Origin of the sequence: Frankia sp. CcI49 (assembly GCF_001983215.1) — a bacterium.
In the GTDB taxonomy this organism is placed as follows: Bacteria; Actinomycetota; Actinomycetes; order Frankiales; family Frankiaceae; genus Parafrankia; species Parafrankia irregularis.
Genome location: NZ_MOWP01000038.1, coordinates 42,300 through 54,305, shown reverse-complemented (window position 1 = coordinate 54,305; position 12,006 = coordinate 42,300). Strand labels below are relative to the sequence as shown.

The window sequence follows — 12,006 nt, the reverse complement described above, 5'->3', positions numbered from 1 at the left end:
CCGTGGCGATCAGCTCAGGCGACCGCGCGGCGCCCATCGGGGTGGGCCCGGTCGCTCGCCGCGCGGCGGTGCTCGGTGCGCCGGTGGGGCACTCCCTCTCGCCGACGCTGCACATGGCCGCCTACACCCGTCTCGGTCTCGATCTGACCTATACCGCGATCGAATGTGACGAGGCCGGCCTGCCGGCCATGCTCGGGCGCCTGCGCGACGAGCCCGGCTGGGCCGGTGTCTCGCTGACCATGCCGCTGAAGACGGCGGCGGTCGAGCTGCTCGACGAGGTCGATCCCACCGCCGCGCTGCTGGGCGCGGTGAACACCGTGGTCGTGCGGTCGAACGGCCACCTGGCCGGGTTCAACACCGACGTCGACGGGGTCGGGTACGCGTTGCGTCGGCTCCTGGGCCGGGCGGTTCCGCTCCAGCCGCTGATGCTCGGGGCGGGCGGGACCGCCCGTGCGGTCGTCGCCGCGCTCGCGCGGGCGGGGACACCCCGGGTCGCCATCGTGGCCCGCCGCCCGGGTGCGGTCGCGGAGCTCGTCGGGATCGGTGCCCGGCTCGGAGTCGCGGTGACGCCGCTGCCCTGGGGAATCCTCTCGGGCGGCGTGCCGCCCGGCCCGGATCTGGTGATCTCGACGACTCCGGCCGGTGTGACCGACACCCTGGCCCGCCAGGCGTGGCCGGTGACCTGCCCGCTGCTGGAGCTGCTTTACCACCCCTGGCCGACAGCGCTGGCCGCGTCGGCGTACCGCTCCGGTGCCCGGGTCATCGGCGGCCTGGAGGTTCTGGCCGGTCAGGCGGTCGGCCAGGTGCGACATTTCACCGGCTGCGCGGTGGATGAGGGTGTTCTGCTCGCCGCCGGCCTCGCCGCCCTGTCCGCGCGCAACGCCGGCCCGGCGGTGGGAACGGATCTGGCCGCGGGGACGGATCTGGCCGCGGGGACGGACGCGGACCGTGCGGCGGCCGGTCCGGCGGGTGATCCGGTGGCCGCCGGTCCGGGTTCTGGCGGATGAGTGCGATGACGGCCGCGGTGACCGCTGCGGCCGTCGTCTGCGCGGCACTGCCGGTGCCCGTGCTTCCGTCGGTCGTCGGTGCCTTCGGGCCGGTGGACGGTGTGCCGCCGCGGCGAGCGGTGCCCGACCGGCTCGCGCTCGGGGTGGTCACCGTCGCGGTGCTCGCGGCGGTCGGCGCGGCCGTCTATCCGCACACGGGCCGGCTGCCCGCCTATCTGTACCTGGCGGTCGTCGGCGTCGTGCTGGCCGCGGTCGACCTGCGGGTCCATCGCCTGCCCGACCGGATCGTCCTGCCGTCGTACGCGGTGCTGGCGGCACTGCTCGTCGTTCCCACGGTGGCGGAGGGCTCCCCGGACCGCCTGTCACGGGCGCTGCTCGCGGGCTTCGCGGCCTGGCTGGCGTACGGGGTGCTGTACCTGCTGCCGGGAAGCGGGCTCGGTCGCGGGGATGTGAAGACGGCTGGTCTGCTCGGGCTCGCGCTGGGCTGGCTGGGCTGGCCGGCGGTCGCGCTCTGGCTGGTCGCGGCCACGATGTCCGCGGGGATCACCGCGCTGACCCTGCTGATCCTGCGGCGGGTGTCCCGGCGTGATCCGATTGCCTATGGGCCGTTTCTGCTGATCGGGGCGCTGGCCGCGGTGCTCGGCACGGGCTGGGGCCCGGCAGGCTGACGGGTGCCCCGACGGATTGGTCTGTGTGATTTACCTGGTCAGTCCGGCTATGTGCGGTATCGGGCGGTCGTCCCTCGGCTGAGCGCCGTGAAAGACTGGTCCCATGGTGCGCTGGTTGACGGCGGGGGAGTCCCACGGCCCCGCTCTGGTCGCGACAGTGGAGGGGCTGCCCGCGGGGATCCGCGTGTCCAGCGCGGAGATCGGAGACGAGCTCGCCCGCCGCCGGCTCGGCCACGGCCGTGGCGCGCGGATGAAGTTCGAGCGTGACGAGGTCGAGATGCTCGGTGGCATTCGCCACGGGGTCAGCCTCGGTGGGCCGGTCAGCATTGTCGTTCGCAACACCGAGTGGCCGAAGTGGCAGCAGGTGATGTCGCCCGACCCGATCGACCCGGAGGAGCTGGCGGGTCTGGGCCGCAACGCGCCGCTGACCCGCCCGCGGCCGGGTCACGCCGATCTCGCCGGCATGCAGAAGTACGGTTTCGACGACGCGCGGCCGGTGCTGGAGCGCGCCAGCGCGCGGGAGACCGCGGCGCGGGTGGCGCTGGGCACGGTCGCCAAGGCGCTGCTGCGCCAGGCATATGGCATCGAGATCGTCTCGCACGTCGTGGCGATCGGCGCGGTGGAGGTCCCGCCGGGCACGCCGCCGCCGGTCTCGCTCGGCGTGGTCGACGCCGACCCGGTGCGCTGCGCGGACCCGGCCACCAGCGAGCGCATGGTCGCCGAGATCGACGCCGCGCACCGCGACGCGGACACGCTCGGCGGCATCGTCGAGGTGCTCGCCTATGGCTGCCCGCCGGGGCTGGGGAGCTATGTCCACGGTGACCGCCGGCTTGACGCGCGGCTCGCGGCCGAGCTCATGGGCATTCAGGCCATCAAGGGCGTCGAGTTCGGTGACGGGTTCCGCACCGCCCGGCGGCGTGGGTCGGTCGCGCACGACGAGATCGAGCCGGTCGAGGGGCCCGGCCTGCGGGTGCGGCGGGCCAGCGACCGGGCCGGCGGGGTCGAGGGCGGGATGACGACCGGCGATCCACTGCGGGTTCGCGCGGCGATGAAGCCGATCTCGACGCTGTCGCGGCCACTGGCAACGATCGACGTGGCCACCGGCGAGCCCGCGGTGGCCATCGCCCAGCGGTCCGACGTCTGCGCCGTGCCCGCGGCTGCGGTGGTCGCGGAGGCGATGGTGGCGCTGGTGCTGGCCGACGCGGCCCTGGAGAAGTTCGGTGGGGACTCCGTGGAGGAGACCCGGCGCAACTGCGAGGGCTACCTGAAGTCGTTGGCGGTGCGCTGACGATGCGAACCGGGCACGAGGCCCCGGCGGCCACGGACAGCGCGGTGGCCGGCAGTGGGGAGGCGGGTAGCGAGGTGGCCGGCAGCGGGGCGGCGGCGGGTGCGGCCGTGGGCTCCACGGAGCAGGTTCGTCCGGGTCCGCTCGCGGTCCTGGTCGGCGCGCCGGGCGCGGGGAAGAGCACGGTCGGGGTGGCGCTCGCGCGGCGGGTCGGCGTGGAGTTCCGTGACACCGACCTGGACGTCGAGTCCAACCTCGGGATGAGTGTCTCCGACGTGTTCGTCGAGCACGGCGAGGAGTACTTTCGCGCGGCCGAGCGGTCCGCGGTGCTTGCGGCCCTGGCGGAGCACACCGGCGTGCTGGCGCTCGGCGGCGGGGCGGTGCTCGACGCCGACGTCCGCGCCGAGCTGGCCGGGCACTGGGTCGTCTACCTCGATGTCAGCGCCTCCGCCGCGGCCAGGAGGGTGGGGCTCGCCCGTGACCGGCCTCTTCTCGTCGAGGGTCCGCGTACCCGGCTGGCCGCGTTGCTGAAGGCCCGGCGCCCGCTCTACGAGGAGGTGGCCGCCCTCACGGTTGACACCGGCGCCCTCGAGGTCGAGGACGTCGTGGCGGCGATCCTGGTCGAACTCGCGGGGAGGATGAGCCGCTGATGCCGGCGACGAAGGTCTCTGATGTGGTCCGGATCGAGGTCGCCCCGGCCGGCGACCGCTCCTACGAGGTGGTGCTCGGCGAAGGGGTGCTCGGCGAGCTGGATGTGGTCGCCGCGGGGCGGACCAGGGTCGCGGTCATCCACCCACGTGCGTTGCGGGCCACCGCCACGACCGTTGTCGCCGCGCTGCGCGCGCAGGCGGGTGCGGAGGCGCACGCGGTGGAGGTGCCCGACGGCGAGGAGGCCAAGCAGCTCCGGGTCGCCGGTGAGTGCTGGGACACCCTCGGGCGCCTCGGCTTCACCAGGGACGACCTCGTCGTCGGCCTCGGCGGTGGGGCGACCACCGATCTGGCCGGATTCGTGGCCGCGGGCTGGCTGCGCGGTGTCGACGTGGTCCAGGTGCCGACGACGGTGCTCGGGATGGTCGACGCCGCGGTGGGTGGCAAGACCGGTATCGACATCGATGCGGGCAAGAACCTGGTCGGTGCGTTCCACCAGCCGCTGCGTGTCCTCTGCGATCTCACGACGCTGACGACGCTGCCCGCGGTGGAGGTCCAGGCCGGCCTGGCCGAGGTCGTCAAGGCGGGTTTCATCGCGGACCCGCGCATCCTCGAGCTGCTGGAGGCCGATCCGACCGGGGCGGCGCATCTGCCCGAGCTGGTGGAGCGTTCGATCCGGGTCAAGGCGGCGGTGGTGTCCGGGGACCCCCGGGAGGCCGGGGGCAGGGAGATCCTCAACTACGGTCACACCCTCGCGCACGCCATCGAGAAGATCGAGAACTTCACCTGGCGTCACGGCGCCGCGGTCTCGGTCGGGATGGTGTTCGCCGCGGAGCTCTCCCGGCGGGTCGCGGGCCTTGATGACACCACCGCCGCGCGCCACCGTGAGCTGCTGCGGGAGATCGGGTTGCCGGTGGAGTACCGCGGGGACCGCTGGCCGAGCCTGCTCGACGCGATGCGGGTCGACAAGAAGGCACGCGGGCGCCGCCTGCGTTTCGTCGTGCTGGAGGCACTGGGMCGGGCACGGTCGTTCGACGATCCGGAGCCGGAGCACCTGATCGCAGCGTATCGGGCCGTCGCGGCGGGAAGCGCGCCCGTGGTGGAGGCCTGACGCGAGCGGACTGACGGCGAGCGGACTGGGAGCGAGCGGTCCGGCGGGCGAACCGGCCGCCAGCTCTCGAAGCGCCACCAGTTGGCCTGTGCGGCAGTGGCGATCCGGATCTGTAGACTTTGCCGCGGCCAGAAACGGTGACGAGCGACAGGCTGGCGATCGAGTACGGATCGATCGACCGGGCGGCGACCGGAACGGAGAGACACGCGCAGTGGCGACAACGAACGACCTGAAGAACGGCATGACGCTCGACATCGACGGGGTGTTGTGGAACGTCGTCGGATTCCAGCACGTCAAGCCGGGCAAGGGCGGGGCGTTCGTCCGGACGACGCTGAAGAACGTGCTTTCCGGCAAAGTCGTCGACCGGACCTTCAACGCCGGCGTCAAGGTCGAGGTAGCGACGGTGGACCGTCGCGAGATGACCTATCTGTACCGGGATGGCGCGGATTTCGTGTTCATGGACAGTGAGTCCTACGAGCAGATTCCGGTCCCGCCGGACGTGGTGGGCACCGCCGCGGACTACATGCTCGAGAACACGACGGCGACGGTGGCGCTGCACGACGACGCACCGCTGTACGTGGAGCTGCCGGCCAGCGTCGAGCTGATCATCTCGGAGACCGACCCGGGTGTCCAGGGTGACCGGTCGACCGGCGGGACCAAGCCCGCGACCGTCGAGACGGGCGCGAACATCCAGGTTCCGCTGTTCATCGCCAAGGGTGAGAAGGTCAAGGTCGACACCCGCGATGGTCGGTACCTCGGTCGGGTGACGAACTGAGCGCCAGGTCCAAGGCGCGAAAGCGCGCGCTCGACATTCTCTACGAGGCGGACATGCGGTCGTTGCGGCCGATGGAGACCCTGGCCGCCCGCCGTGCGCAGTCCGACCCCCCGGTGCCTGACTACGCCTCCGACCTGGTCGAGGGCGTGGTCGCGCATCTTGGCGACATCGACCGCCATATCGCCAGCCATGCGCAGGGGTGGGCGATCGACCGGATGCCTCCGGTCGATCGCAACATCCTGCGGATCGCGGTGCTCGAACTGTTCTGGCGGACCGACGTGCCGGACGGCGTCGTGATCGACGAGGCGGTGCGGCTGGCGAAGACCATCTCCACCGAGCGGTCGCCCGCGTTCGTGAACGGTCTGCTGGCCAGCCTGCTGCAGGAGAAGCCCGAGCTGCTGCGGGAGGGCACTGAATCGGCCGAGCCGGCGGAGGCTGGCGAGGATGTGGCGCGGGCCGAAGGTGCGACGCGCACGGAGCCGGCCGAGAGCTGACCGGCCGAGAGCTGATCAGCCGACGGTGAGCTGATCGGAGCGGGAGTCCGCTCGCGGGTGATGGTTACGAGCCGGGTGACGGTTCGATCCGGCTGGCGGGCCCGGAAGCCGTGGTGTCCCGGTACGTCACCGCTGTGACGTACCGGGTCTTCCCCCAGAGAAGATCACTACTGGTGCTGGCGTACGTGTGCTGGTTCGCCTGCTGTTTCGGTGCTGAGCGGCCGGTACCCCCCGGAACCAGCTGCCCCTCGTGCGAGTCGTGCGATGTTCTGGCGGTGCGACGTTCTGGTGCGCCCGGTTCAGGTGCCGGACCTGGACCTAGGCGTCGGACGCGGCCGGCTCGCTGCCCTGCTCGGGTGAAAGCACGCCCCACGACACGAGCTGCTCGGTGAGCTTGCTCGGCGAGGTGTCGTAGATCACCGCGAGGGAGCGCAGGTCCTCGTAACGGATAGAGAGCACGCGCCCGTTGTAGTCGCCGCGCTGGCTCTGGATCGTGGCCGCGTACCGGGCCAGCGGACCGCCCTGCTCCTTGGGAACCTGCGCGAGACGCTCCAGGTCGAGGACGATGCGCGGCGACTGCTCCAGCGGCGCCACGGTCGAGCCCTCGGGGAGAAGCTCGCCGACCGGAACGCCGTAGAACTCGGCCAGCTCAGAGAGCCGCTGGACGGTTACCGCGCGGTCCCCCCGCTCGTAGGAGCCCACCACGACGGCCTTCCACCGACCGTGCGACTTCTCCTCGACGCCATGGAGCGAGAGCCCCTGCTGGGTGCGTATCGCGCGCAGCCGAGCACCGAGCGCCTTCGCATAGTCGGACATCGAAGTGCCCACTCCTGTCGTGGTCGATCAGTTGGAACCGAGGGCTCTTGCCGCCGGCGGTTACCGATAGTAGTGCCCGCCGGGTTGAGACTCGACACCCGGGGGGTCGTGTCGCCTCTTTCTTTGTACCACTTTCTGTAGCCTTCCGGTTGCGGCCGGCATTAGCGCTGTCGGCACTTCCCGGCTACGGTGAGGATCTGTGCTCGTCGTCTGCCTACGGTGACGTGTAGTGACGATTGAAGTCCTCGGTATACGGAGCATCGTGATTCACGTCACTCTCGGCAACGGCTCGCCGAGGTTTGTGAAGTCGTGTGCGGGACCCGTCCGTGTGAGGACGACGTGTTCCCCGCCGCCGCCCCCCATGCCGCACTGACCGGCTACGCAGCTCCTGACCTGGCTGGTACGGTCGCGGAGACCGCTCCTTTAAGGACCGTCCAGTGAGGCGGGGAAGGAGGGACACCTCGTGGCTGCGGCCGCGCAAGGCGATCCTGCCCGTAACACACCCGGAAACATGCCCGGGGCCACCTCGCGCCCACCTGCCGAGGACTCCGACGGCGCGGTGGACGTGGTGGGCCGGACCAGCGACGATGACGCCGTGGCCGGGCCGCGCGGGCGTGCCGACCGGCCTGGATTGAGCCGTACTGTGCTCTCCGCCGCCGATATGAACCGGGTTGTGAGCCGGATGGCGCACCAGGTACTGGAGAAGACCTCGGGCGGTGACGGTGTGCTCCTGCTCGGCATCCCGACCCGTGGTGTTCCGCTCGCGCAGCGGCTGGCGCGCAGAGTGGCCGCGGTCGAAGGCGTGAATCTGCCGGTCGGTTCGCTCGACCCGACGATGTACCGGGACGACCTGCGGCTGCGCGGGGTTCGCCCGCTCGAGGTGACCGAGATCCCGGAATGCGGAGTGGACGGAATGGTCGTCGTTCTCGTCGATGACGTCCTGTACTCGGGCCGCACCGTCCGGGCCGCRCTCGACGCGCTCTCGGCCTATGGCCGGCCGCGTGCGGTCCAGCTCGCCGTGCTGGTCGATCGAGGCCACCGCGAGCTCCCGATCCGAGCTGACTACGTGGGGAAGAACATGCCCACCTCGCGACGCGAGTCGGTCGCCGTTCGGCTGCGTGAGGTCGACGGCGCGGACGCCGTGCTCATCGTCTCCGCGGACGCGCTGTGACCGCGCCCGCGAGCAGGCGCCGCAGCGGACCTCGGCGGTGGGTGTGAAACGCCACCTGCTCTCCACCGCTGACCTGCTGCTGGACGACGCGCTGCTCGTGCTCGACACGGCGGACCGGATGGCGCGGGTCGCCGACGCGCCGGTCCGCAAGCTGCCGACACTTCGCGGCCGGACCGTCGTCAACCTCTTCTTCGAGGATTCCACCCGCACCCGCACCTCCTTCGAAGTCGCCGCCAAGAGACTCTCGGCCGATGTGATCAATTTTTCGGCGCGAGGGTCAAGCGTGTCGAAGGGCGAGAGCCTGAAGGACACGGCGCAGACCCTGGAGGCCATGGGGGCGGATGCGGTGGTCTGTCGCCATTCGGCCAGTGGCGCGCCGCACCGGCTCGCATCCTGGGTGCACGGCAGCGTGGTGAACGCGGGGGATGGGACGCATGAGCATCCGACCCAGGCCCTGCTCGACGCCTTCACGATCCGCCGCCGGCTCGGCCGGCTGGACGGGCTCGCCGTCACGATCGTCGGGGACGTCCTGCACTCCCGGGTCGCGCGGTCGAACATCTGGCTGCTGACGACGCTGGGTGCGCAGGTCACCGTGGTCGCGCCGCCGACCCTGCTCCCGCTGGGCATCGACGGGTGGCCGGTCGGGGTCTCCTACGACCTCGACGCGGTGCTGCCCAAGACCGACGTCGTGATGATGTTGCGCGTGCAACGGGAACGGATGTCCGCGGCGTTCTTCCCCAGCGAGCGGGAGTACAGCCGGCGTTACGGCCTCGACGCGGACCGTGCCGCGCTCATGCCGGAGCACGCGCTGGTGATGCATCCCGGGCCGATGGTCCGGGGCATGGAGATCGCCTCCTCCGTGGCGGACTCACCGCGGTCGACGGTGGTCGACCAGGTCGCCAACGGGGTGAGCGTCCGGATGGCCGTCCTCTATCTGCTGCTGGGTGGCGGCACCGACCGGGAGACCACATGACATCGGTGATCGTGCTGCGTGGCGTCAGTCCCCTGGGGGGCGACCCCCGAGACCTGGTGATCGCGGGCGGGCGGATCGCCGCGGTCACGCCGCCCGGCGGCGGTGAGCACACCAGCGTCGTCGCGGACGCCGCCGACGGTGCGGCCGGCGGAACCCGGCGCGGCCCGCTGATCGTCGACGGCGCGGGCCTCATCGCACTGCCCGGGTTCGTCGACCTGCACACACATCTGCGCGAGCCCGGGCGCGAGGATGCCGAGACCGTCGAGTCGGGCACCCGGGCCGCGGCGCTGGGTGGTTACACGGCGGTGTTCGCGATGGCGAACACCGACCCGGTCGCGGACACCGCCGGAGTGGTGGAGCAGGTGTGGCGGCTCGGCCAGGACGCCGGGCACTGCGAGGTGCGTCCGGTCGGTGCCGTGACCAAGGGGCTCGCCGGCTCCCAGCTCGCCGAGCTGGGAGCCATGGCGACGTCCGCGGCTGCGGTGCGGATGTTCTCCGACGACGGGCACTGCGTGTCCGACGCGCTGCTCATGCGCCGCGCGCTGGAGTACGTCAAGGCGTTCGACGGCGTGGTCGCGCAGCACGCGGAGGAGCCTCGGCTCACCGCCGGGGCGCAGATGAACGAGGGCGCGATGGCCGCCTGCCTCGGCCTGCCCGGCTGGCCCGCGGTCGCCGAGGAGGCGATCATCGCGCGTGACGCGCTGCTCGCCGGCCATGTCGACTCGCGTCTGCACGTCTGTCACGTCTCCACGGCCGGCTCGGTCGAGATCATCCGGTGGGCGAAGGCGAAGGGGTGGCGGGTCACCGCCGAGGTGACCCCGCACCACCTGTTGCTCACCGAAGATCTGGTGGCTTCGTACGACCCGGTGTACAAGGTCAATCCGCCGTTGCGCACCAAAGCCGACACAGAGGCACTGCGAGCCGGGCTGGCGGACGGCACGATCGACTGTGTGGCAACTGATCACGCCCCGCATGCACCAGAGGACAAGGAAACCGAGTGGGCCGCCGCTCGGCCGGGGATGCTCGGGCTCGAGACGGCGCTGTCGGTGGTGATCGAGACGATSGTCACGACCGGGCATCTCGACTGGTCCGATGTGGCCGACCGCATGGCAGCCGCGCCCGCGCGGATCGGCGGGGTGGCCGACACCGTGCTGGACGTCGCGCAGTTCGCGCAGGTGGGTACGTCCGCGACGCTCACACTGCTCGATCCGCAGGCGCAGCGGGTGATCGACCCTGCTGCCTTCGCCAGCCGGAGCACGAACACTCCGTACCGTGGCCGCACGCTCCCCGGGGTGATCCGCGCGACCTTCCTCCGGGGCCGTCCCACCGTGCTCGACGGGAAGATCGTATGAGCTTGACGTCCCGCGGAGCCCCCGCCTTGGGGATGGCGCCATTCGCCCTGGCCGGGCCGGTCGTCGCGGTCGGCAGACCGAGTGGCGCGGCCCTGCACCTCCTGCTCGCCTTCGGGTTGCTGCTGCTCGCGGTGGCCTTCGTCGGCGCGATGCGACGGGCCTGGAGCGGCCGGGCGCAGGAGCAGGAGGAGGACCTGCCGGACCTGCCCGAACCGCCGGAGCAGACCGGGAACGTGCTGGCCGCGCCGCTGCGCGGAAGGTATCTCGGCACCGTCGACGCGGGGCACTGGCGGGAGTGGATCGCGGCCCGCGGGCTCGCCGGGCACGACGGCGACTACATCGCCGTCTACGAGCAGGGCGTCCGGGTCGACCGCGACGGCCATGCCTTCTGGATTCCCCGCGAGGCCGTGCGTGGCGCCCGGCTCGAGCGTGGGCATGCGGGGAAGGTCGCCGCGCCGAGCCGGCTCGTGGTCGTCGCCTGGTCCTTTGACGGCCGGGAGCTGGAGACCGGGTTCCGCGGCGAGGACAGGGCGCGCCAGCCCCGGGTCGTGCGATCCGTCCACGACCTGATCGGGCCGATGCCGACGGCGCCACTGCCCGGGGACATCACCTCGCCGCATGCGGTGCCGCGGGTTCGGGCCAGGTTGAGGCCGCGCGTCACGACGCCGCGTCCGACGCCCACTCCCGGGGCGGTGAGTCCCGAGGCGGCTGGTGCCGGTGCGGCCGGCCGCCGCGTTCCCGGTCCCGGTCCCGGTCCCGCCACGATGCCGATTCCGGTGATCGGTCGCCAGCCCCGCCGGCGGAGCGGGAATCCGCTGCCGGGGAACCAGCCGAGGCTGCCCGCGAACGGCACGGCCGGCCATCCGGTGGGGACACCCCACCTGGGCGGGCCGACCAGCACGTCGCCCGTCCCGACCGGTTCCATGCCGACCGGTCCCGTCCCGACCCGTCCGGTCTCGACGGGACCTGTCCCGACGGGACCCGTTCCGACCAGCGCGGCCCACACGGGATCGCACGAGGTGGAGGCCCACACCACCGGCATCCGGCGTACGGGGGCCCACGGCGTGGTCTCCTACGGCGGTTCGCTCGCCGGCGGCGGCACCCAGGAGACGGCGGTGCCCGGCACAGGCGGATACCCCACAGGTGGCTATCCGGCCACCGGGGGCTATCCGACCGGGGGCTACCCCGCAGGTGCGCAGACGGGGGGCGTCCCGGTGGCCGGCGGGCATGCGACGGGCGCGCACGGGTTTGCGACGGGCGCGCACAGCACGGGCGCGTATGAGACGCAGGGGTACGACACGGGCGGTTACCACACCGCCGGCTACGACACCGCCGGGTTCGACCAGGGCGGGTTTGACACGGGTGCCTATGGAACGGCCGGCCACAGCGCCGTGCCGCCCGGTACCCGCGGCTACGACACCGGTGCCTACGAGGTGGGGCGCCTTCCCGAGCGGGAGCGGCCGGGGCAGTATTCCGGGCCGGGTGCGGCCGGCTATCACGGCGGTCAGCCCGCCGATGCCGCGCGCCAGCCGTGGGCCGGCGCTCCGGCCGCGGGCTGGTCCCCTGACCCGGATCGCGACGCGTTCGCTGTACCCCCGCCGCCGTCGTCGCCGACGGGCGAGCGGGTGCCGGGATGGGAGTAACGACGATGACCACCAGACGGGTGACAAGCGACATCACCGGCACGAGTGGCAGGAACAGGGCAG

General features: G+C 72.1%; 12 protein-coding genes. 11 read left to right on the top strand and 1 reads right to left on the bottom strand.

Annotated elements, in window-relative coordinates:
- Positions 1 to 2: 2 nt before the first annotated feature.
- From CcI49_RS32895 to nusB, 7 genes are all read left to right on the top strand, one after another.
- Positions 3 to 1,007 (top strand): shikimate dehydrogenase, encoded by a 1,005-nt coding sequence (locus CcI49_RS32895; RefSeq protein ID WP_054565523.1) that lies wholly within the window; start codon positions 3 to 5, stop codon positions 1,005 to 1,007.
- A 5-nt stretch (positions 1,008 to 1,012) separates the two neighbouring features.
- Complete coding sequence (locus CcI49_RS32890; RefSeq protein WP_076833307.1) at positions 1,013 to 1,675, top strand: A24 family peptidase; 663 nt, start codon at positions 1,013 to 1,015, stop codon at positions 1,673 to 1,675.
- 103 nt (positions 1,676 to 1,778) lie between these two features.
- Positions 1,779 to 2,963: a chorismate synthase gene (gene aroC / locus CcI49_RS32885; RefSeq protein WP_054565521.1), complete on the top strand. Its 1,185-nt coding sequence runs from the start codon at positions 1,779 to 1,781 to the stop codon at positions 2,961 to 2,963.
- Between the two features lie 2 nt (positions 2,964 to 2,965).
- Positions 2,966 to 3,610: a shikimate kinase gene (locus tag CcI49_RS32880; RefSeq protein WP_083473085.1), complete on the top strand. Its 645-nt coding sequence runs from the start codon at positions 2,966 to 2,968 to the stop codon at positions 3,608 to 3,610.
- Positions 3,610 to 4,719, top strand: coding sequence for a 3-dehydroquinate synthase (gene aroB, locus CcI49_RS32875; RefSeq protein WP_054565520.1), 1,110 nt, complete (start codon positions 3,610 to 3,612; stop codon positions 4,717 to 4,719). The genes CcI49_RS32880 and aroB overlap by 1 nt, the downstream gene beginning before the upstream one ends.
- A gap of 211 nt (positions 4,720 to 4,930) precedes the next feature.
- Positions 4,931 to 5,494: an elongation factor P gene (efp, locus tag CcI49_RS32870; RefSeq protein ID WP_054565519.1), complete on the top strand. Its 564-nt coding sequence runs from the start codon at positions 4,931 to 4,933 to the stop codon at positions 5,492 to 5,494.
- Positions 5,491 to 5,988: a transcription antitermination factor NusB gene (nusB, locus tag CcI49_RS32865; protein WP_076833167.1), complete on the top strand. Its 498-nt coding sequence runs from the start codon at positions 5,491 to 5,493 to the stop codon at positions 5,986 to 5,988. The genes efp and nusB overlap by 4 nt, the downstream gene beginning before the upstream one ends.
- Before the next feature lie 318 nt (positions 5,989 to 6,306).
- Here nusB and CcI49_RS32860 read toward each other — a convergent pair whose 3' ends face one another.
- Positions 6,307 to 6,804, bottom strand: a complete 498-nt coding sequence (locus tag CcI49_RS32860) for a transcriptional regulator (RefSeq protein WP_006540108.1) — start codon at positions 6,802 to 6,804, stop codon at positions 6,307 to 6,309.
- A gap of 463 nt (positions 6,805 to 7,267) precedes the next feature.
- Between CcI49_RS32860 and pyrR the strand changes: the two genes are divergently transcribed.
- Genes pyrR through CcI49_RS32840 form a run of 4 tightly spaced genes read left to right on the top strand, consistent with a single transcriptional unit; the run spans position 7,268 to position 11,943 of the window.
- Complete coding sequence (gene pyrR, locus CcI49_RS32855; RefSeq protein WP_083473084.1) at positions 7,268 to 7,975, top strand: bifunctional pyr operon transcriptional regulator/uracil phosphoribosyltransferase PyrR; 708 nt, start codon at positions 7,268 to 7,270, stop codon at positions 7,973 to 7,975.
- 43 nt (positions 7,976 to 8,018) lie between these two features.
- Positions 8,019 to 8,948 (top strand): aspartate carbamoyltransferase catalytic subunit, encoded by a 930-nt coding sequence (locus CcI49_RS32850; protein ID WP_054566465.1) that lies wholly within the window; start codon positions 8,019 to 8,021, stop codon positions 8,946 to 8,948.
- Complete coding sequence (locus CcI49_RS32845; RefSeq protein WP_076833164.1) at positions 8,945 to 10,300, top strand: dihydroorotase; 1,356 nt, start codon at positions 8,945 to 8,947, stop codon at positions 10,298 to 10,300. The genes CcI49_RS32850 and CcI49_RS32845 overlap by 4 nt, the downstream gene beginning before the upstream one ends.
- On the top strand, positions 10,297 to 11,943 hold the full coding sequence (locus CcI49_RS32840; RefSeq protein WP_076833161.1) for a hypothetical protein: 1,647 nt from the start codon (positions 10,297 to 10,299) through the stop codon (positions 11,941 to 11,943). Before CcI49_RS32845 ends, CcI49_RS32840 begins: the two co-directional genes overlap by 4 nt.
- Positions 11,944 to 12,006 lie beyond the last annotated feature (63 nt).

Bases quoted from the DNA above. Each gene is read 5' to 3' on its own strand.
- CcI49_RS32880 (WP_083473085.1), top strand. From the start codon at position 2,966: ATGCGAACCGGGCACGAGGCCCCGGCGGCCACGGACAGCGCGGTGGCC.
- CcI49_RS32840 (WP_076833161.1), top strand. From the start codon at position 10,297: ATGAGCTTGACGTCCCGCGGAGCCCCCGCCTTGGGGATGGCGCCATTC.
- CcI49_RS32890 (WP_076833307.1), top strand. From the start codon at position 1,013: ATGACGGCCGCGGTGACCGCTGCGGCCGTCGTCTGCGCGGCACTGCCG.
- CcI49_RS32860 (WP_006540108.1), bottom strand. From the start codon at position 6,804: ATGTCCGACTATGCGAAGGCGCTCGGTGCTCGGCTGCGCGCGATACGC.
- aroC (WP_054565521.1), top strand. From the start codon at position 1,779: ATGGTGCGCTGGTTGACGGCGGGGGAGTCCCACGGCCCCGCTCTGGTC.